General features: G+C 33.6%; 19 protein-coding genes. 10 read left to right on the top strand and 9 right to left on the bottom strand.

The genetic code is table 11. From position 1 onward, the window contains the following. Positions 1-74 precede the first annotated feature (74 nt). Together NADRNF5_RS07000 and NADRNF5_RS06995 are read left to right on the top strand one after the other, a co-directional pair. Positions 75-1,883: a nitrite/sulfite reductase gene (locus tag NADRNF5_RS07000; RefSeq protein WP_048116529.1), complete on the top strand. Its 1,809-nt coding sequence runs from the start codon at positions 75-77 to the stop codon at positions 1,881-1,883. Continuing rightward, positions 1,880-2,677 carry a sulfurtransferase gene (locus NADRNF5_RS06995; RefSeq protein ID WP_048116526.1) on the top strand — a complete coding sequence of 266 codons (798 nt, stop codon included), beginning with the start codon at positions 1,880-1,882 and terminating at the stop codon, positions 2,675-2,677. Before NADRNF5_RS07000 ends, NADRNF5_RS06995 begins: the two co-directional genes overlap by 4 nt. Here NADRNF5_RS06995 and NADRNF5_RS06990 read toward each other — a convergent pair. Continuing rightward, entirely contained in the window at positions 2,653-3,795 is a 1,143-nt protein-coding gene (locus NADRNF5_RS06990) for a tetratricopeptide repeat protein (RefSeq protein WP_048116524.1), read from the bottom strand. The two genes, NADRNF5_RS06995 and NADRNF5_RS06990, sit on opposite strands and share 25 nt — an antisense overlap. Before the next feature lie 122 nt (positions 3,796-3,917). Here NADRNF5_RS06990 and NADRNF5_RS06985 point away from each other — a divergent pair, with 122 nt between their 5' ends. After that, complete coding sequence (locus NADRNF5_RS06985; RefSeq protein WP_048116522.1) at positions 3,918-5,555, top strand: collagen-like domain-containing protein; 1,638 nt, start codon at positions 3,918-3,920, stop codon at positions 5,553-5,555. A gap of 286 nt (positions 5,556-5,841) precedes the next feature. Here the strand turns inward: NADRNF5_RS06985 and NADRNF5_RS06975 are convergent, their stop codons facing one another. Then, positions 5,842-6,174 carry a hypothetical protein gene (locus NADRNF5_RS06975; RefSeq protein WP_048116517.1) on the bottom strand — a complete coding sequence of 111 codons (333 nt, stop codon included), beginning with the start codon at positions 6,172-6,174 and terminating at the stop codon, positions 5,842-5,844. Between the two features lie 277 nt (positions 6,175-6,451). Continuing rightward, positions 6,452-7,555, bottom strand: coding sequence for an OBG GTPase family GTP-binding protein (locus NADRNF5_RS06970; RefSeq protein ID WP_048116513.1), 1,104 nt, complete (start codon positions 7,553-7,555; stop codon positions 6,452-6,454). A 216-nt stretch (positions 7,556-7,771) separates the two neighbouring features. Here NADRNF5_RS06970 and NADRNF5_RS06965 point away from each other — a divergent pair, with 216 nt between their 5' ends. The 4 genes from NADRNF5_RS06965 to NADRNF5_RS06950 are packed head-to-tail and all read left to right on the top strand — an operon-like array spanning position 7,772 to position 12,022. Beyond that, positions 7,772-8,281, top strand: coding sequence for a hypothetical protein (locus NADRNF5_RS06965; protein WP_160289399.1), 510 nt, complete (start codon positions 7,772-7,774; stop codon positions 8,279-8,281). 25 nt (positions 8,282-8,306) lie between these two features. Next, complete coding sequence (locus NADRNF5_RS06960; RefSeq protein WP_048116508.1) at positions 8,307-9,392, top strand: hypothetical protein; 1,086 nt, start codon at positions 8,307-8,309, stop codon at positions 9,390-9,392. Positions 9,393-9,438: 46 nt separating this feature from the next. Next, entirely contained in the window at positions 9,439-10,134 is a 696-nt protein-coding gene (locus NADRNF5_RS06955; RefSeq protein ID WP_048119301.1) for a phosphoglycolate phosphatase, read from the top strand. A gap of 1 nt (position 10,135) precedes the next feature. Then, positions 10,136-12,022, top strand: a complete 1,887-nt coding sequence (locus NADRNF5_RS06950; protein ID WP_048116505.1) for an arginine--tRNA ligase — start codon at positions 10,136-10,138, stop codon at positions 12,020-12,022. 149 nt (positions 12,023-12,171) lie between these two features. Here NADRNF5_RS06950 and NADRNF5_RS06945 read toward each other — a convergent pair whose 3' ends face one another. Beyond that, the gene (locus NADRNF5_RS06945; RefSeq protein ID WP_048116502.1) at positions 12,172-13,326 is read right to left on the bottom strand and encodes an NAD(P)-dependent malic enzyme; all 1,155 of its coding nucleotides are present in this window, start codon (positions 13,324-13,326) and stop codon (positions 12,172-12,174) included. A 168-nt stretch (positions 13,327-13,494) separates the two neighbouring features. On the opposite strand from NADRNF5_RS06945, the gene NADRNF5_RS06940 reads away from it, so the two are divergent. Further along, on the top strand, positions 13,495-14,310 hold the full coding sequence (locus NADRNF5_RS06940) for a CBS domain-containing protein (RefSeq protein ID WP_237089226.1): 816 nt from the start codon (positions 13,495-13,497) through the stop codon (positions 14,308-14,310). A 39-nt stretch (positions 14,311-14,349) separates the two neighbouring features. On the opposite strand, the gene NADRNF5_RS06935 is transcribed toward NADRNF5_RS06940, so the two are convergent. Beyond that, the gene (locus NADRNF5_RS06935; protein WP_160289398.1) at positions 14,350-15,069 is read right to left on the bottom strand and encodes a PAC2 family protein; all 720 of its coding nucleotides are present in this window, start codon (positions 15,067-15,069) and stop codon (positions 14,350-14,352) included. A 321-nt stretch (positions 15,070-15,390) separates the two neighbouring features. On the opposite strand from NADRNF5_RS06935, the gene NADRNF5_RS06930 reads away from it, so the two are divergent. Continuing rightward, positions 15,391-15,858: a pyridoxamine 5'-phosphate oxidase family protein gene (locus tag NADRNF5_RS06930; RefSeq protein WP_048116497.1), complete on the top strand. Its 468-nt coding sequence runs from the start codon at positions 15,391-15,393 to the stop codon at positions 15,856-15,858. Positions 15,859-16,002: 144 nt separating this feature from the next. Then, positions 16,003-18,144 carry a methyl-accepting chemotaxis protein gene (locus tag NADRNF5_RS10720; RefSeq protein ID WP_160289397.1) on the top strand — a complete coding sequence of 714 codons (2,142 nt, stop codon included), beginning with the start codon at positions 16,003-16,005 and terminating at the stop codon, positions 18,142-18,144. 44 nt (positions 18,145-18,188) lie between these two features. Here NADRNF5_RS10720 and NADRNF5_RS06920 read toward each other — a convergent pair whose 3' ends face one another. The 4 genes from NADRNF5_RS06920 to NADRNF5_RS06905 all read right to left on the bottom strand — a co-directional run bounded on the left by NADRNF5_RS06920 (position 18,189) and on the right by NADRNF5_RS06905 (position 20,272). Beyond that, positions 18,189-18,800, bottom strand: a complete 612-nt coding sequence (locus NADRNF5_RS06920) for a hypothetical protein (RefSeq protein WP_048116494.1) — start codon at positions 18,798-18,800, stop codon at positions 18,189-18,191. Between the two features lie 371 nt (positions 18,801-19,171). Beyond that, positions 19,172-19,681 (bottom strand): hypothetical protein, encoded by a 510-nt coding sequence (locus tag NADRNF5_RS06910; RefSeq protein ID WP_048116488.1) that lies wholly within the window; start codon positions 19,679-19,681, stop codon positions 19,172-19,174. Positions 19,682-19,730: 49 nt separating this feature from the next. Beyond that, a complete protein-coding gene (locus tag NADRNF5_RS11390) occupies positions 19,731-19,868 on the bottom strand; it encodes a hypothetical protein (protein ID WP_192828305.1) in 138 nt (45 codons plus the stop codon). Between the two features lie 83 nt (positions 19,869-19,951). Further along, the gene (locus tag NADRNF5_RS06905; protein WP_048116485.1) at positions 19,952-20,272 is read right to left on the bottom strand and encodes a hypothetical protein; all 321 of its coding nucleotides are present in this window, start codon (positions 20,270-20,272) and stop codon (positions 19,952-19,954) included. Positions 20,273-20,411 lie beyond the last annotated feature (139 nt).

Genomic DNA, 20,411 nt, shown 5'->3' with positions numbered 1-20,411 from the left:
ATTCTCAAAATTTTCTATACTAAAACATCCCTATATCAAAAATTTATAACCAAACTAAATGAAATTTCTTTGTATTGACAATATCTGATCTTAAACAATCTTCTCCTGATTCTGTAAAGCCTAAAATTAATTGGGGTAGGATTGAGGAGGCAGATAATTTTGCTAAAACAGTAAAGATGTTCCGTCAAGGAAAATATGATGAGGATAGTTTTAGACGATTTAGGCTTCAACATGGTGCATATGGTACGAGAATGACTGGTGATTATGCCATGGTTAGAATCAAACTACCTGCCGGTGAAATTTATCCACACCAATTTGAAAAAATCTCTCAATTAAGTGAACAGTATTCTATTGGCAGTGCCCATTTTTCAACTCGAGAAAATATTCAATTACATTGGGTAATTCTAGAAGATGTATCTGAAATTTTTAGAGGTCTTGCTGAAGTAGGTCTGACATCTAGAGAAGCATGTGGTAATTCAGTACGTAATGTTATGTGTAGCCCGCTATCCGGTGTTTGCCCTGATGAAAAATTTGATTCTACTCCTTATGCACTAGCAACAGCCAGATTCTTTTTAAGAAATCCAATGGCTCAAAACCTTCCGCGCAAATTTAAATTCAATTTTACATGTTGTGAAAAACATGGAATGGTAAGGATGGTTGATGTTGGATTAATTCCACAGATAAGAGAACTTGATGGCTCTTCTCAAAGAGGATTCAAAATATTCCTTGGTGGTGGATTGGGTAACAAATCATTTGTTGGACATCAATTAGAAGAATTCACACCTGAAGAAGATTTACTTTATACCTCTATTGCTGTAATGAGAATATTTGATAGATTAGGTGATAGAAAAAATCTTGCAAGGAATAGAATGCGTTATTTGGTAAACGACATGGGTTGGGAGAAATTCCAAAATCTTGTATTCAAAGAAAGGGCAATTGTACGGGCTACTCAATCTGTTGTAACACAACTTGATGTTGACACAACACCTGATGAAATAAAACGACCAATTAGAATTACCGATGAAAGTGGTAATTCAATTCCTGATGGTTATGCTAGATGGCTAAAAACAAACACTGTAAAACAAAAACAATCTGATTATCGTTCAGTGTTTATCACTCTAGAAGCTGGTGATATAACTTCAAATCAATTAAATGCATTAGGTGATATTATCCGTGACTTTTCCTCTGAAGGTAAGGCACGATGTGGATTTGTACAAAATGTTGCACTACGTTATGTGCTAGAAGATGACTTACCTCAATTATATTCTAAATTACTTGAGGTTGGACTTGCAAAGTCTGGTGCCTTAACTATGACTGCTCCTATTGGCTGCTCTGGCACTACTTCCTGTAATCTTGCTTTGACGAATTCACATAGATTGGCAAAAGAAATCCAGAGAAAATTTCTGGAATTAAAACTAGATGAGGATGATGATCTTAGCGATGCCTCAATTAAGATAAGTGGATGTCCTAATTCTTGTGGTCAACACGGTATTGCAACCATTGGTTTCTTTGGAGGCGGTGCACGTGTTGGAAAAGATATGTATCCAAATTACCAAATGTCTTTGGGTGGCCGTTCTGATGGGGATACGATGCTTGGAGCAACTTGTGTTAGAGTACCTGCAAAACGAGTCATACCTGTCATTCTGAAAATTATTGAACTGTTTAAAGAAAAAAAGAAATCTGATGACACTCTCAAATCCTGGATTCATAGAGTAGTAAATGGTAATGAAGATTCTGATATTAAATCGATCAGTGATATTAAAAAAATCATCGAGCCACTGATTACTCCTCCAACAATACAAGAAGATCCGGATTTCTATCTTGATTACGGTAGCGATACAAGTTATCACACAAAAACTGGAAAGGGTGAGTGTGCTGCTTGACAGAATCTGGTAAAATTACAACTGATGTTGATTCTCTACGTTCAGAAATACGAGACAAAAGTGTTCGAGTAATAGATGTCCGACGTGAAGGTGATTACAAACAAGATCATATTCCTTCTGCAGTTAATTTACCTTTGGCAAATCTTTTGTCTGACGATAGCCCTGAGCGTGTTATAAAACTCGTAAACTCTATGGGCATTGATGATGAAACCCGTGTTGTTGTTTATGATGATACATTTGGTGCGTTAGCCTCAAGAGTTGCATGGACATTGGAATATCTTGGACATTCTGATGTAACACTGCTTGAAACAACTTATAGTCATTGGAAATCACTTGGGCTAGAAAATGATTCTAAAATTCCTGAAATACAAACCAAAGAACATTCAATGAATCTACGACCTGAAATATTAGCTACATCTGATTATCTAGAAAGTGCAAAAAGCCGTGATGATGTTATTCTAATTGATAACAGAGAGCGATTAAATTTTCTTGAACAACATATTCCTGGAGCAATTAGCCTTCCTTATAGGACTCTTGCAAGTAATGATAATATTTTGCGCTCAAAAGAGGATATGAAACGATTACTTGATAATCGTGGAATTACTGGTGATTCAGAAATTATTACTTATTGTGGAAGTGTTGGCACTCTTTCTGGTTTAGCATACTATGCACTAAAATCTGCAGGTTTGCCTAATGCAAAATTATATGTTCGCTCATTTAAGGAATGGAAAAGTCTTCAAAAACCTACACAAAAACAGGAAGATGCAAATTATTGGGATTTATCTGCTGAATAATTAATTTCATTTCTAAGCTTTTTAGTTATTGTTACTTCTATGTTGTCAAAAAGGATTAACATTTTTTCTTTATTTTCAATTAGATAATCTTCACCTCTATCTTTTAGTCTGATTGTCCATAATCTTATTTCTCGATGTTCATCAAAGAAATTCTCTATCATTTGTTCTCCTGATTTTGATGGGTTTATGAAAATATCAAACACCTCTATTGTTTTTTCAACATCTCCATCTTCTATTGCTTCTCTAACTGATTGAATTGCATGGCTTAGCTCTTTCAAATTCTTTACTGGTTTTGGTAAAGTTTTTCTTGTAATTCCAAATAATCCCTTCTTTTCTTTTCCCATTTTCTCTGCAATGTTTGGTGCAAGATCATAAATTGGAATTTTACTTAGACCGTCACGTTTTTCATTCTGTACGATTAATCCTTTTTCTAATAATTTCCTTAAAGATGATTCTGCATCAGCTTTATCTAGAAATGTTGTCCATACTATGGCACCCAATGTGTGATATCCTTGTCTGACTGATTCTAAAACTACTACTTCTTGAATTCTTTTGAATCCTTCTTCAATTCTAACATTTGCAAAATCTTTATCTCGAATTGATCTTCTTGCATTTTTAACATCAATTTCAATTGAACGTTTTAGTGCTTCTAGTGCTTCTGGTACTTGATTTAGCAATGACAAGAAACATGCTTTGTTATACCATGCCATTGCATATGTTGGATCTGATTCAATTGCTTTATCAACTGAATCAAGAGCTTTTGAAAAATTCTTTTGTTCATAATGTACTAATCCTTTTAGATTCCATGCTTCTGGATTTGTAACATCTATCTCCAGAATTTTATCATATACTTTTAATGCTTCACCGTGATCATCGATATGAAATCTTGCATAACCTAATTTCATTAAAGTCTCTATGTTATCTGGTTCAATTCGTAATGCTTGCTCAAATACAACTATTGCCTCTTCCAATTTTTCATCTGCCATCAAATTGATTCCTTTTTTGAATAATTTCTTACGATTATAGTCTGAATCAACTAGGCTAGTCTCTTCAACTTTATCCTTTTTTACAGAGGATTCTTTAACTTCCTTTGATTTTTTCCCGAAAGGTTTCTTCACTAGCTCAAATTGGCGTTTTATCTAGATAAATACCATCCTTAATTGAAAATATGTTCATTTTTTACCTATATTCTGATTCAAGCATCTAAATACAGAAATACTTGAAAAATACAGAAACGAATGTGTCATCTCAACCTAGATTAGAAGTTCAGGGACGGTCTCCTTTTAAACAATCAGGCGTATATGAAGTTCAAATTTCAATCACAGATAGTAGACCTTCTGATGAGGCTCTATTTTCTAAAAAATTCCCTTCTTTATGGAGAGGAAATTTCCATCTTAGAGTTAATGATGGGATGTTTTCTGAGAAACTTGGTTCTCCTGATAATCCGCTTCCATCATCAATTGCAACACTTGACACCATTTGGATAGTTGTTGTAGATCTATTCTCTTCACTGCATTCTGTTTTTGATATTAAATTAAAACAAACTTCGGCATCTTCATCTGACGCAAATGAATCTGAATCTAAATACGAACCTAAACCTATGGCATCTGAAAATAAAAAAGAATCATCAGTAACAAAATCTAATGTTCGTTCTTCAAGAACCTCTGGTTTGCCTGGAAATAAAGGACCTGATGGTCCGCCTGGCCCTGTTGGTGACAAAGGTCCACCTGGCCCTCCCGGTCCACAAGGACCTGTTGGAAATAAAGGACCTGATGGTCCGCCTGGCCCTGTTGGTGACAAAGGAGCAACTGGTGACAAAGGACCAACTGGCGAAAAAGGATTATCTGGTGACAAAGGTGTTACCGGTGACAAGGGTTCTACTGGTGACAAAGGAGACAAAGGTGACAAAGGAATTGTTGGCCCTCCAGGAGACAAAGGAGACAAAGGTGCTACTGGCCCTGTTGGTGACAAAGGTCCACCTGGATTAAAAGGACCAATAGGTGACAAAGGTGAAACAGGTTCTACAGGACCAACTGGTGACAAAGGACTTTCTGGATTAAGAGGCCCTCCTGGAGAAAAAGGAGACAAGGGTCAACAAGGACCAACTGGCGATAAAGGATTAACAGGACCAAATGGTCCACCCGGCGATAAAGGCCCAACCGGACTTTCTGGAGTACAAGGAGAAAAAGGTCTTCAAGGTCCTTCTGGCCCTGTTGGAGAAAAAGGTCCAGCTGGACCCCTTGGTGATAAAGGACCCAATGGTCCGCCCGGACCCCTTGGCGATAAAGGATTAACAGGACCAAATGGTCCACCCGGCGATAAAGGACCTATTGGTCCACCTGGCCCTGTTGGAGAAAAAGGAAACAAAGGTGTTGAAGGTCCAATCGGAGAAAAAGGTCCACAAGGTCCACAAGGTCCTGCAGGTTCTAAGGGTCTTACAGGAGTTCCTGGACCTCAGGGTGAAAAAGGAGAAAAAGGTGCAATAGGACCTGTTGGAGAAAAAGGTCCTACAGGTCCAATTGGTGCTCCTGGAGAAAAAGGTCCACAAGGTCCACAAGGTTCACAAGGTGAGCGGGGAACTACAGGTCCTTCTGGAGAAAAAGGTCCACAAGGACCACAAGGAATTCAAGGACCACAAGGAGAAAGAGGTCCTACAGGTCCAATAGGCTCTATTGGTGAACAAGGACCCGTAGGGGAACAAGGACCCGTAGGTCCTGCCGGTCCAAGAGGTCCACCTGGACCACCTGGAGAAAAAGGTCCTGCCGGTGGAATGTCTTCTGAACAAAAAGCATTGTTCAAAGACTTGCTAGAAATTTTGACAAACAAAAATGTAATCTCTACTGAAGAACAAATTAAATTGATGAGTTATCTTTATTGATAATTTTTAAAATCTATTTCATTTGAAACTAGAAAATATATTTTTGTATAATGTAATTTTGTTTTTAATATTTTCACCTTTTTTTGTAGTGTAAAGTTCAGAATAAGAAAATAAGGATTTTTTTCAATCGTATTTGTGATTTGTTGACAAAAATTTCTGTTGTAATGAAAATCTATCAAAATAGTTTATCAAAGCAACACTCAAAATTTTGTCTAAAGTTTGCACTACTTAATTCAGAAAAATGAAAACAATTCGTCTCTAAATGACGATTGTTAATTTGGCGATATTATCGTCTTTTTGCTGCCTTTCTCTTTGGAGCGGCTTTGCGTTTAGTTGCTGCCTTTCTCTTTGGAGCTGCCTTTCTCTTTGGAGCGGCTTTGCGTTTAGTTGCTGCCTTTCTCTTTGGAGCTGCCTTTCTCTTTGGAGCGGCTTTGCGTTTAGTTGCTGCCTTTCTCTTTGGAGCTGCCTTTCTCTTTGGAGCGGCTTTGCGTTTAGTTGCTGCCTTTCTCTTTGGAGCTGCTTTTTTAGCTGCAGTTCTTTTTGCTGCCTTTCTCTTTGGAGCGGCTTTGCGTTTAGTTGCTGCCTTTCTCTTTGGAGCTGCTTTTCGTTTAGCTGCCATACTGAATCGACATTTTCATTGTTTTTCAGTGGTTAAACTAAAGAAATTTACACAATTTGATTACAATTTCTCAAGTAATTATAATGAATTTTTTTTCTGATCGTTTAATTTTTGAAAATGTATTTTCATAATTTTTTTAGATTCAACCTATTTGATCTCTATTTAATACACATATCGTGACAATTCCCCATAAAATAAAATTATTTTTTTATTTTCTTGAAAAATTAATTATTTTTCCATTCTTTATTGATCTTATGATTAATTTTTAAAAATAATTTTAGCGTCTTTTGATGATTGTCAAGACATCTTCATCAATCAAAATATGATTCAATCCTACCCTCTGTCCACCAAATTTTACACTCTTACCCCATACAAGACCATATCTGAATTCTCGTTTCAATCTACGATGTAATTTGTTACAGATGTCTTCTACTGTGTCTCCCTCCCTTGCAATTAGTGGTTCTTTAAAATCAGTTTCTCCACCTTTTGGTCGCATGTATATTCTGATGAATTTTAATTTTTCATAGATCTTTTCTTTGAGAAATTCAATATTGATATCTGCATTTGCTGATACTTCAATAACATCTGATTTTATTTTTGTTTTTAAATTTTCTAAAAATTCTTTATCTACCAAATCTATTTTATTTAAAATCGTAAGTGCTTTTGAATAACTAATGTTTCCTGCAATATGATCTGCTAACTGCTCTGATGTTAAATCTTCTCGTACTACAACACGTGCACTAACAATACCATAGAGATGTAAAATATCTTTAAGATGTTTTTCAGTAATTTTTGTTAATTTTACTTGTTGTGCAATTGCAATGCCTCCCATTGATGCTTTTTCTATTGTAATATTTGGCGGTAATTGATTGAGTCTAATTCCTATGTTTCCTAATTCATTGGTAAGCACATCCTCGTGAAATGGTTGAAAAACATCCAATACCAAAAGAACAAGATCCGCAGTTCGCGCTACGGATAAAATTCTCTTTCCTAATCCTTTACCTGTGGATGCACCTTTGATAATTCCTGGGAGGTCTAAGACTTGGATTTTTGCACCTCTATATTCCATCATTCCTGGAACAACTGTTAATGTCGTGAATTGAAAAGCTCCCACTGCTGATTTGGCACCTGTCATTTTGTTTAGTAATGTTGATTTTCCAACACTAGGTAATCCGATAAACACCACTGTTGCATCTCCGCTTCTCCTTACATCAAACCCATCTTGTTTCATCCCTGATTTTTTAGTAACGTCAGCTTCTTGCTCTCTTTTCAGCTTTGCAATCTTTGCTTTTAGTAGACCAATATGATGTTCTGTAGCTTTGTTAATCTGAGTTTTTGCCATCTCATCTTGAATGGCTTTAATTTTTTCAGGAATTCCCAATACTATTCAACTCATGCTGTAATCTTTTCAAATAAAATCCTATTACTTATCATACATTGGTTTTCTTTTCTCTTCTAATAAGATGTCTTTGCTTTTTGATTGCTTTTCTTATCATTTTTTAACAGTAATTGATTTCTAGTTCATATGCGAAAAATTTTGATTTACTCGATAATTGGTATTTTCATTATTGTTTATTTTAGTTTGACAATTTTCATATTGCCTGAAAGATATCTTTCTAATGAACAACTTGTTCCTCAACCCTATTTTGAAGTAGTTATGTCTGATTCGGATATTTTCTTAGGTGATTCTTTTAGGCTGAATATAGTTTCAGAAAACCGAGGTGATTATGGTGATATCCATATTCTTTCTACATCATTTCCAACTATTTCCAAAATTGATGGTATTGTGGAGATTGCAACATATGATTTTACACAATCTTCAGTTCATGTTGAAGTAGGTGATGAAATTGGTGCCAAATATAGCGGTGGTTTGGAATCTACAATTGCAAAATACCCTTCAATTGAAGCTATGAATAGACCAATTTTGCCTGGTGCAAAAAATCATCTAGATTTAATTATTACACCTGAAAAAATAGGCATCTTTACGATCTATGTAAAATCTATTGATATTCCACATACCAGTAGCCTGTCGCATTATCCTGATTCAGGGATTTTAGACCATCAAGATGAATATGTTTTAGATTATTCAGTAAATGTAAATCCCTAATATTTTATGAAATAATACAATAGTCATGCCTCTTTCACAGTCTGATCTTCCAAAAAAGTTTTTAAAAATTTACTCTGAGAAAATTTTTCTTTTTGGAAGTATTTTTACAAGTTTTGGGATATTACTAGTGACAGTAGGTGGAAGTTGGGATATTACGAATCACCTGTTAAACCGCCCTGAGTCTTTTTTTTCACCTCCACATGCTTTGATGTATACTGGTGTTGCAATATCTCTAATTGGTGTAGTACTTTCTTTTTTTGGTTGGCACAATTTACAAAATTCTAAAGACTACTATTTTTTGCCTCTAAAAATTAAATTAATTGGAATTGGGTTGCTTGTTGGTGCTGGCCCCTTTGATTTTGTTTGGCATTCAAATTTTGGTTTAGATGGTTTACTTAGTCCTCCTCACTTGACCTTGATACTTGGAATGTTCATGTGTAGTATGGGTGGAATGGTAGGCATTTCAAGATATTTGAAAATGCGTAATGCTAAATCTATTTTTTCATACTTGTTAATCTTAGCTGTCTTACCAATCTGGTTATCTGGATCTGGAATAATTTCTTCCTTATCGTTACCTTTTTCCAATACTGATTATTTTCAATTAAATCCTGAACCTACATTTGCATTTTTTGTAGCAAGTCTGGCTTTTCCATTTTTAATTTCATTTTCAATGTTGTTAATTTTCCGATTATCTAATTCCAGATTTGGAATGATGAGCCTACTTGGAGGCCTGTTTTTATTAATTTACAGTTCTACTGCAATTGTTCCAAATTTTGCCTTATTTGATTCAATACAATTCTACTCATTAAATTTAATTCCTTTTGTAATTCCTGATATTCTTTTGAAAGTCAATAAATCTCGAAAATCTATGATTTTTGTTGGTGGATTGTTAGGCTCTGTATTTTACATGATTTACTATCCCTATGTGATGTATACTTTCAATGAGAGTCTACTTGGAAAATTGGTTTCACCAAGCTTGATCTATTTTGTATATTTTGAATTAATTGAAACTGTTTTGATGTATACTGTTTTACCTGCAATAATTATGGGCATAATTGCCATATTTGTATCTGAGAAGATCACTGAAAAGATTTTGATGTTAAAATCTTAGATTTTCATTACGTAGCAAATATTATTCGGTTTAAAAAATGAATTTTGTGAAAAAGAAGACCTTTGCAGTGGATATTGATGGAACAATTACTGAAAATGGTGGAGGGCGAATCCATTTAGATGCTCTTGATGCACTTAGACGTTTGACCAATATGGGACACAATGTGATCTTTGTTACGGGTAGATCGTCAATTGAGGGGTATTTACTTTCAGTATTTGGCGGTACCACAAAAATTACTGTTGGCGAAAATGGTGGATGCCTTACTTTTGATTCAAATGATCATGTTTTGTTGGGAAACATTGAAGAATGTAAAACCGCCTTAAAAGTAATAGAAAATAATATTGAAAATGTTAAAGAAAAACCCGTTTTTCCTAGAATGACTGAGGTTGTTTTGGAGAGAACATTTGATTTAGATGTTGCAAAAAAAATACTCTCTGAAAATAATATTGAAGTTGAATTATCTGATAGTCAATACGCCTTTCACATAAATTCACCAGATGTTGACAAAGGTACTGGATTTTCAAAAATTATGGAAAAATATTCTATCCTACGAAATGAAGTCATAGCAATTGGTGATAGTGCAACAGACATTCCTTTATTCAAAATAGCTAAAACTAGTATTGCTCTAGGAAATGCATCTGATCTAGTAAAATCTGAGGCTACAATGACTGTAAATGCTAATGCAGGAGATGGAGTAATTGAGGCATTAGATAAATTAGCACCTAAATTATCTGAGATATAGTATGACTTTCAAATCAATAATTGATGAAATTGAAAATAATCTCAACAAAATACTTGATGAACTCTCAATATCTGATGTAAAATTTTCTGTTGAACCTGCAAAACCCGGATTCGGTGATGTAAGCTCAAATGTTTCATTCTTACTTGCAAAACAACTCCAAAAAAGCCCAAGGGAAATTGCTCAATTACTATCAGAAAAGTTTCAGAATTGTATCAACACACTTGTTTTGAAATCTGAGGCACATCCATCTGGTTATCTGAATTTCTTTGCAGATTGGGAGAAACTAAATCAATTAATTTTGTCTGAATCTTATCTTGATGAATTCGGTGATGTTGATATTGGAAACAATTCAACAATTGTTGTTGAGCATACTAGTGTAAATCCTAACAAAGCTCTTCACATTGGACATATACGAAACATCATAATCGGCGATACTATATCAAGAATTTTAAAAAAATCAAATTACCAAGTTAATGTTCTAAACTATATTGATGATTCTGGATTGCAAGTAGCTGATATCATAGTTGGTTTCAAACACTTTGGATTTGATGAGGAATCTCCAAATGGAAAGAAATTCGATCATTATTGTGGTGATGATGTTTATGTCAAAACTACTGAAAAATACGAACAAGATCCTAGTCTTGAAGAAATTAGGAAAAATGTTCTAAAAGAACTTGAGGATGGGGATTCTGAAACTGCAAAATTTGCAGATAAAATTACAAGAAAAGTTTTAGAGGGTCAGCTTGAAACATGTTGGAATTTAGGAGTCTCATATGATTGTCTAAATTTTGAATCTCAAATCATTCGTTCTGGATTATGGGATGAAATATTTGAAAAACTCAAGGAAATGTCTTTAATTGAATTTGAAAAAGAAGGAAAAAATGCTGGTTGTTGGGTCATTAGAGGTGATGATAAAGAGGATGACAAGGTAATTGTCAGAAGTAATGGGACTGCAACATACATTGCAAAGGATATCCCATATGCTGCATGGAAACTGGGATTACTTGAAGATCCCTTTAACTATGAAAAATATGAAAAGAAGCAGCCTGATTCTAAAGACCTTTGGCAAACTACTTTGAACAAGAATCACGTAATGCCCAAAAATTTTTCTGGAGAAAAAGTAGTTACAGTAATTGATTCTCGTCAGGCAAGACTGCAAAAAATCATTACATCCCTTATGGGTAAATTCAAGTCAGTCCCTGATGCATATGTTCATCTTGGTTATGAGTCTGTAACTCTTAGTTCAGAAACTGCCAAGACACTTGGACTGGATACTGAAGGAAAGCAAGCTCAAATGTCTGGAAGAAAAGGATTGTATGTAAATGCAGATTCTGTATATGAGCTACTAAAAGATAAAACAAAAGAAGAAACGAAAAAGCGACATCCTCAAATGGATGTCTCAGAAATTGAAAAAATTGCTCATAATGTCTCTGTTGCAACTTTACGCTATGAAATGATAAAACAAGATTTGGACAAAATCATCACGTTTGATTTAATAAAATCTCTTAGTTTAGAGGGGGACACTGCTCCATACATCCAGTACACTCATGCTAGAGCCTCTAGAATTTTGGAGAAATCAAATCGTAATCCCACAATCGATGTAGATTTTTCTCTACTCAAAGAGAAATCTGAAATTGATTTGATTAAAAAAATTGGTTTTTTTAATTTACAAGTACGTGATGCTGCAAAAAATCTGTCTCCTAAAGTAATTGCAAGATATTGTCATGATTTGGCAGTTTCGTTCAATTCTTTTTATGAGCATTCTAAGGTTTTAGAACTTGGAGATGAAAATCTTGAAAATTCACGTTTATGTTTAGTTAATTCATTTAAAATAACCCTTGAAAAGGCATTGAATCTTTTGGGCATTACTGCTCCTGATAGAATGTAATGTCCTAGAGTAACAACAATGTTGCCACTCTAGGGTTTGTTGGCGTGCAAACCAATTACTCTTGAATTAATACATTAAACCAATAAACCTTGCTTTTCAAAAACCTGAAAATTATTTTTTTAAATTATGGTGAATCTTTCTCTGATTTCCTATCTTTTGATTTTTTCTAGGGCATTGGTGATTTTTTGTTGAAGTGTTTTTTCATTAATTGATGGAATTATGCATTTTTCTGAGAGTTTTTTATCTGAAACTGCACCTGCAATTGCTAATGCTGTGGCATATAGTATCTCCAAAGTGATTTTTTGTATTTTTAAATCTAGGATTGCTCTCATCAAATAAGGAAAAACAATTGCATTGTTTACTTTGTTTTCATATCTGAAACTTCCTGTTGCAATTATTCTTGCACCCGCTTTTTTTGCAACATTTGGATCAATCTCTGGATGAGGATTAGTCAGTGCAAAAATTATTGCACTTTGATTCATCTCTTTAATCATTTTGGGTTTTAGAAGATCCTTAATTCCAGATACGCCGATAAATACATCTGCATTTTTTATTGTCTCAGATAACTGCCCTTTCTCATTTTTATTGGTAAATTTTGTTAATTCTACCTTGTATTCGTCCATGTTTACTTTTCTGTTCCTGTATATTGCACCTTTTGAATCAAGCACGATAATATTTTTACATCCAGCGTAATGGAGTAATTTTGCAATGCAATAACCTGCAGACCCTGCCCCTGCTATCACAACTTTGATCTGAGATATTTTTTTCTCAACGATCTTTAATGAATTTAGAAGTCCTGCTAATGTTACAACTGCGGTTCCATGTCGATCATCATGAAATACTGGTATGGATATCTTTTTTGCTATTTCTTTTGATATGTCTAAAACTTTGGGCGACTCAATATCTTCAAGATTAATCGCACCAAATACTGGCTCTAATGCTACTATTGTTTCAATGATTTTTTTCTTCTCTTTTGTTGCAAGACATATTGGATATGCATTAATTTTACCGTATTTTCTATAGAGAACTGCCTTTCCTTCCATTACAGGTAATGCTGCATCTGGACCGATATCTCCTAATCCTAAAATCCTTGTACCATCTGTAATTATTGCAACATTATTTCCTTTTCCTGTTAATTCATATTTTGATTTTGGATGTTTGAAAATTTCCGTACATACTTCTGCAACTCCTGGAGTGTAGATTAGCTGCAGATTCTCATTTGTTATCTTTGGAATTTTACTTTCGATGTATATTTTCCCATTTAGTTTTTTATGCAATGAAATTGCATCATTTTTTGCTACCATTCTAATAATCTGGACTCTGGGATTCACTGTATAATATGATATGTTCTATTGCTGAATTGGGTGTTCTCTAAACTCCTTTGGTTTCATAGGTTATTTTCAGATGAATTCCATTTTTGAGAATCACCTGTTTGTGTAAATATTTAACTTGCTTTAAAGAAATGACAATCTGTGACTATTGCAAATAAAACTCTAAAAGAACTTCTCCCTTTAACATTCACTTCTACTCCTGCTGTTAGCATTAGAAAAGAAAATAAAATGTGGGTTGCAACAGGTATGCTTATCCATTATTTAGAATCCTTTACTGATTCTCTTGTGGTTACTGAAGGCGATGAAGTGCCAATTGGAGTCATAGGAGGCAAAGAAATAATTGAAAATATCTTTAAAAATCCAACTTCGAATTTTTTTGATAATGTTACTGTTGAAGAAATTTTTGATAAAAATCTAGTAATTTCTTCTGAAAAATCTACTCTTGGTGAACTTCTTACTACTTGGAAGAATACACGACGTGCATTCTCTATAATTCCAAATCATCTGGGAGGATATTCTGCCATATCTGGAAGAAAACTCTTAGAAATCGGTGCAAACTGTGTATCTGATTTCACACTATCTGAATTTCCTAAAAAAAATGTGGTTTTCTTTGAAAAAGGCAACTCAATTAAAGAAATCATTGAATTGATGCTGAAAAATAATACTCGAAAATTATTGCTAAAAGATACGAATTACTTTATCAGTGATCGTCTATTAATTGAGAGCATTGCAAAGGATTTTGATTTTTTTAGAAATGTAAAATTTTTAGAAAGAAAATTCGAAGAATCATTTAAACTGGAAGAAGCTACAAAAGTTTCTAAAGATATGAATCTGACAGAAATTTCAAAGTTGATGTATCTGATGCCGCATCCATGTGTGGTTTATCAAGATCAGGTAATCACTCCATGGGATATTTGTATGATTTTAGAATCTGATAGAATAGAGTTTATGGGTTAGATTGAAGGTTTCAAGGAAGAATCATTTTTAATTAAACAATTAACCTATGCCCGGAGTTGGGGTGACTGTGGATCTTCCAGATGAGTTTTCATAATATTTTCTAGTCTCTTCTATTATCTTCTGATTCTCCCTGTTGATTTTCTCCAGGCGCTCTTCGAATTTTTCAGTATCTATTTTGACTCTGATTATGTCTGATAGCGTTTTAATTGACTTTATGATTGCATCATCATCAGGCATCATCATTCGGCAAGTAGTATACAAAATAATGGCCGTTGCATCTGAATTTTTTAATGCAGAAATTACACTTGCATCGGCACCGAATACTGTTGCTCCTGGAACTGAGGGTAAGTTAATTTCATCTAATGCCGATTTTGAATTTTTGTTGACTGCAAGTCCATATGAGACTGGGTCTCCTTTGAAATTTTTGTCCACTTCTAATCCCCTTGGAATTATTATTTTGGAAATGTTGTTGCGTTTTGCAAAGTCTATGGATTTTTTAATTAATTCAAATGTTGTTTGAATATTGATGGGAATTCCAGCTAAAATTGCATAAATATTGTCCTTGTTGTATATTCTAATAGGTCCATAAGCTTCTCCCTTTTCAATTACGTATGATGGGGAAATCTCTGAGATTTCTAGTTCTCCTATATCCTTCATTTGTAATTGGGCGCTAAGATATGATATTGCAAAAGATCCTACTAAGCCCACACTAGGGAACGCGACAATCAGAAATTTTTCATTTTTGGATTCTGAACTCATGTGAATCATAACTCGATGTCGCAAATTAAAGTATGTTGATCTGAATTTCATTGATGATATTCATGAATGATTCTAATTCAAAATTAAATTATTTGCATGAATAAAATTTCTGAAAACTTTGTTTTATCCTGAACGTATGTGGAAATTTGTGCAACACTGGCATTCTTTAATTATGCATTCTTGTTCTGCAACGTGTCCACAAATACCGCATTCACAATGTATGCTCATGCATTCAATACGCGTTTTACAAATATAACGGATCTGTTTTTACTATTTGAAATTTGTAGATGTCTTTAATACATTTAAAATCTAAGTTTTATTATGGTAAAAATTCCTGATTCTATTAAAAAATTCATTGATGAGCAAGGTATTTTTGTAGTTGGGACTATTGGTGAAACTAAATTTGTAAATATATCCCCCAGAATTTTTTTCAAAGTAGAAGAAGATGCAATTTACTGGTTAGATTTTTTTGAACACAAATCATTCAAAAATATCCAAGTAAACCCTTATGTGACAATTTCTGTTTTTAACAAAAATGACTTGGAAGGATATCAGTTCAAAGGTTCAGCTTCATACATAACTGATGAGCCAACCAAATCAGAAATCAGAGACTCTGTAATTGAGAATATTTTAAAGACAAATCTTTCCCCAAAAACAAAATCCTTATCTGAAAAAGAAGCTCATGTAATTCAATTTGAACCACAAGTTTGCTATTCTCTAAATCCTGAGGAATACTCTGACATGTCAATTGGTTCTGATATTGACTCTACATCCTTGTTTTGCGACTAGTTTTTTCATCAAATCCATATTTCTTGTTTTACTAGATGATCTCTATATTTTCTTGAAAAAAATGGCTATTTTTTATATTTTGTGTGATGTTTGTTCATTGTGACTGAACTTGAAAATATGTTTGTTTAATAATATTTTATGATATTGAGCACATCCCAAAATATTGCCACTAAAGAGAATAAGGATACTAGAGATAATTTTTTCAAGCAAGTAGTAGATCAAACTACTGATATTGGAAACGAAATAAGCCGTGCTTTAAAATCCACTAAAGAAATTACGCGTCGTGCTAGTATGTTATCCACTACAGCAAAAATTGAAGCTAATCGTGCAGGCGATGTGGGAAGAAATTTTTTGGTAGTATCAGAATCAATCGATGAATTAAGTCGAAAAACAGATGATGTCTTAAACAAAATGAAGGAAGAAACTATTCAAGAAATAGAAAATATTTCCAAAGTCATAAAAACAAAATCTATCAGTATTCAGGGAAATAGACTAACTAATCTTGCTTTGACAAACATTCGACTTGTTGACAGAAATCTATTTGAGCGCGCAGCTGATGTTCGTTGGTGGGCAACTGATGAAATTTTGATAAATTCTCTTCTTGAGGAAAATGATTCTAAATTTAATGATGCAAAATATAGGCTAGGTGTAATTTTAAAATCATATACTGTTTACTATGATCTAATTTTGTGCAATAGCGACGGACTATGTATAGCATCTGCAGAGGATAAATTCCGTCTGACTGGTAGAAACTTTTCTGATAAACCATGGTTTAGATCCGCAATGAATACAAAAAATGGTGAGGATTTTGGATTTGATTCTGTACACAAATCTCCTGCAATTAATGATGATTTTACTATGGTGTATTCTTGCAAGGTTCATGAAGATGGTGATCCTCAGAAAAGAGTAATTGGCGTGATAGGAGCTGTATTCAAATGGAAAGAATTTGTTCAAAGAATAGTTCATGATACTCCGTTACTGCCTGAAGAAATTGACAAAACAAGAATTTTGATTTGTGATAATGATGGAACTGTAATTGCTGACACAAAAGATAGAATACTTCAGCAAAATATCCAATTTACTGGAAGAGATGAACTATTCAAAAAAGAAAAAGGTTTTGAAATTGTGGAGAAAAACTGGCATAAAAAATTGGTTTGCCATGCACTTTCCCCCGGATTTGAAGGATACAAATCAGAAAACTGGCATTCGTTAATTATCCAAGACATGGATGATGACTCTCAAATCCGTGACTTTTCTAATAGTGACAATGAATCTCTAGAGACTGTTAATGAATTAATTTCAAATCTTTCAGAGGAAACAAAAAAAGCCATATGTGAAATTGAAAAAATCAATGATGATACCCATGTATTGTCTCTTAACGCTGCAATAGAATCAGCCAAAGTTGGAGATGCGGGAAGAGGTTTTAGTGTAATCTCAACTTTCATGAGTGATCTCTCAAAAACTACCTCTTCAATTACATCTATGATGGATTCTAATACTGAAAAAAAACTATCTGAACTTTATTCCTTTATCTCATTAAACTCTAAAATAATTCGAGGCAATAGACTATCTAATCTTTCATTTACCAATATTGATTTAATTGATAGAGCACTCTATGAGCGAACAGCGGATGTGCGTTGGTGGGCAACTGAAAGCAGCATACTACGAGCACTAAATGAAAAAACAAATGATGCTAAAGATTTCCTCACATCAAGATTGGCAACTATTTTAAAATTTTACACTGTTTATGACAATCTGATTGTGTGTGATACATTTGGAAATATAATTGCAAAGGGCTCGTCAAATTCTATTGGGGAGGGAAATGTGAAAGAGATGTCGTGGTTTAAAAATACCTTAGAAAACAATGAAAAAGAATATGGATTTGATACAATTTGTAAGCAACAAGAATCTGGAATGTCAACAAACCTGGTCTTTTCATCCAAGATTCATAAAAATGGGGATGCATCAGATAAGGTGATAGGCATTCTTGGCATAATGTTTGATTGGGAGCGATTTATCAAAACTCTTTTTGATCAAACCCCTCTTCGTGAAAATGAAATTAAATCTACCAATTTACTTGTTTTAGATTCTAATGGGGATGTATTATCAGAAAACAAAAGTAATACTTTTACTTTTGACAGTGATTTGTTGCACTCACTTGATGATACAAAGAATTATCAAATTATTTCCTCAGGGGATTCTGAAGTAATTGTTGCACATTGCAAATCAAAGGGTTATGAAGGCTTCTCTACTGGATGGCATTCGGTAATTCTTCAACCACTGTGATTGTTTCTTTACTGATGTTTTCCTGATGCTATGCTTGAAGTGATTTACAGCTTGAGGAATCCTGGATTTGGAATTCTTCCTGCAAAACGTCTTTGAATAATGATGATTTCATTTGATTTTCTTTCTCTGATGATTTTCTCATTAGTTTGTTCTAGGGTTTCTTTAATCTCTGAATGGCAAGTCTTTAGTTTATTTTTTAATTCTTCATTTTTACTTGTTTTATTGACTAATTCTATTGCCGATGCTAACTCTGTCAAATTTGAAAACGCATCTAGCAGGTTTTCATAGTTTGCTTTACTTTGATTTGCTATTTTATATGAATTCAAATCTTTAGATATTTCTACAAATATTTTCTTAAATTCTAATTTTTTTAAGGATTCTTTTATTTTTGATTCATTAGTGAACATCACATCATTTACAAATCCCACATAATCATTAGAGTCGAGATAAGATGATTTGTTATAGTGTATATCTGTGCCTGAGAGTTTAGTTTTTTTGATGAAACCTAATGCTTCTAATTTTTTCAATGAATTGCTAATGTCTTTTCTTCTGTATCTTTTTCCTTTCTCATCTAAACATGTTCTCCATATGTCATCTTCGTAGTTATTCTCTTGATTCATATTTTTTAATAATAACTCTATGGAAATTTCTTTCATGTGATTATGTTTTCTGTGAACTATTTTATCGTTGGTAAGATTCAGATTATCTGCTCTTCAAAGTATCTATTTTTCTAATGAAACTCTTTTTGTATTTTTAAAATCTAAACAAATTTTTGATTTTCTAATTATTTGTTTGTTTAATATGAAAACATTCTGATTTAATTCAAATTGATATGCAATCTATCTGATGGTTTTACTGTGGATTGGAATCGCACTTGGAATATCTCTATTCATAGCATTGTCTATAAAATATACTAAAACTTCAAAATTTGATTATATCAAAGTAAACCTTCATTGTGAATCCTGCGGTGATAAAACTAATGGATTCAAATGCCCAAAATGTGAAATTTTAAAAAAACATTAGAAATTTAGCCATACATTGACTTGTCTATGGTATCATCAGTCGTGTTTGGTGTTGGAAAGCCGCTAAAATTTGCACGCAGAATTTTTTGTGCATGCCCTGATACTCTGGCAACATTATCCCATGTATTATGAAATGAGATTCTGTCTAAAATCTGTTCATCAACATGTGAAAAAATCGCTAGTCCTATGATGTCTTCTTTGTCTTTCATCCACTGGTGGCCCACTCCACAAGTTGTGCATATCTCACTAATTTCCATTATTGCTTTTGAGAATGATGGATTTTTCAAAACCAATAACTTTGCATCCTCTGGAGGAAATCTCATGTTTACATTTACTTGTATTCTGTCGTCTCTGTTTGTATTTTTACTGACAATTACATTAGCACCTATGTGAAATTGCCATTCTACAACCTTGCTTTTCTCTCTAACTTTTTCTGTCTGATCTTCGTATTTGATGTTAGTAATCTTGATGTAATCTTCTACTAGACTTTTCATTTCTTCAGAAGTTTTCACCATGAATAAAATTACCTAATGTGCAATATATGCGTGTAATAGAAAAAAGGAATTAATGGCTGTGTCCACAACCACAGGAATCATGACCTTCATGACCTTGAGATTCTTTACCTGAACATTTGGAACATTTGTCTGAACCCGTTGGGGAAAAGAAGCCTATTCCACATGATACGCATTTTTGATTTGCCATGCTGTTTCTATAAAATTGCTTTATTTAATGAATACGCATTATTTGGGCTCTTAAAAATAACGAAATAATTTAGAATATGTTGACTATTCTTTTTTCTGAAATACTCTGTATTCCCCAATGATTGAATTGCATTTGTGACATGTGTATTGACCTCTTTCAATCAATGTCAAGCCGTCTGCTACTGCCTCATTTGGTTTCTCTTCGATCTGAATCTGTGTGGGGCCATCAAATTCAGAATTACATTGATTGCAAAAATGTTTTAACATTTTTGATGTATCGAGTTTTTCAAGTGATGCCAAAAAATGCTTGTCTATGTTTGGGACAAGTTTTGACTTGGTAATTTGCTCATCTGTAAGATCTGCATTTACCCATCCACCTGAACCTGCTAATTGAATCTCAGTCATCAGTCTATGGTGCCTTGTTTGGTATTAAAATACTGATTGATTTTTGAAATCTGCCACGGAAAAAAAGTCAGTCTCCTTTACTTTGGAGACTCTGAAATGTATTAACTAGTTTATGTGAGCATTGGGCTCTTCCAGCTAA

The organism is Nitrosopumilus adriaticus (genome assembly GCF_000956175.1).
Lineage (GTDB): Archaea > Thermoproteota > Nitrososphaeria > Nitrososphaerales > Nitrosopumilaceae > Nitrosopumilus > Nitrosopumilus adriaticus.
This window is presented reverse-complemented; position numbering and strand designations above follow the sequence as displayed.

Coding starts and splice junctions, on each gene's coding strand:
- NADRNF5_RS06975 (WP_048116517.1), bottom strand. CDS start 6,174: ATGGCAGCTAAACGAAAAGCAGCTCCAAAGAGAAAGGCAGCAACTAAA.
- NADRNF5_RS06960 (WP_048116508.1), top strand. CDS start 8,307: ATGCCTCTTTCACAGTCTGATCTTCCAAAAAAGTTTTTAAAAATTTAC.
- NADRNF5_RS06950 (WP_048116505.1), top strand. CDS start 10,136: ATGACTTTCAAATCAATAATTGATGAAATTGAAAATAATCTCAACAAA.
- NADRNF5_RS06945 (WP_048116502.1), bottom strand. CDS start 13,326: ATGGTAGCAAAAAATGATGCAATTTCATTGCATAAAAAACTAAATGGG.
- NADRNF5_RS06935 (WP_160289398.1), bottom strand. CDS start 15,069: ATGAGTTCAGAATCCAAAAATGAAAAATTTCTGATTGTCGCGTTCCCT.
- NADRNF5_RS06930 (WP_048116497.1), top strand. CDS start 15,391: ATGGTAAAAATTCCTGATTCTATTAAAAAATTCATTGATGAGCAAGGT.
- NADRNF5_RS06920 (WP_048116494.1), bottom strand. CDS start 18,800: ATGAAAGAAATTTCCATAGAGTTATTATTAAAAAATATGAATCAAGAG.
- NADRNF5_RS06910 (WP_048116488.1), bottom strand. CDS start 19,681: ATGGTGAAAACTTCTGAAGAAATGAAAAGTCTAGTAGAAGATTACATC.
- NADRNF5_RS11390 (WP_192828305.1), bottom strand. CDS start 19,868: ATGGCAAATCAAAAATGCGTATCATGTGGAATAGGCTTCTTTTCCCCA.
- NADRNF5_RS06905 (WP_048116485.1), bottom strand. CDS start 20,272: ATGACTGAGATTCAATTAGCAGGTTCAGGTGGATGGGTAAATGCAGAT.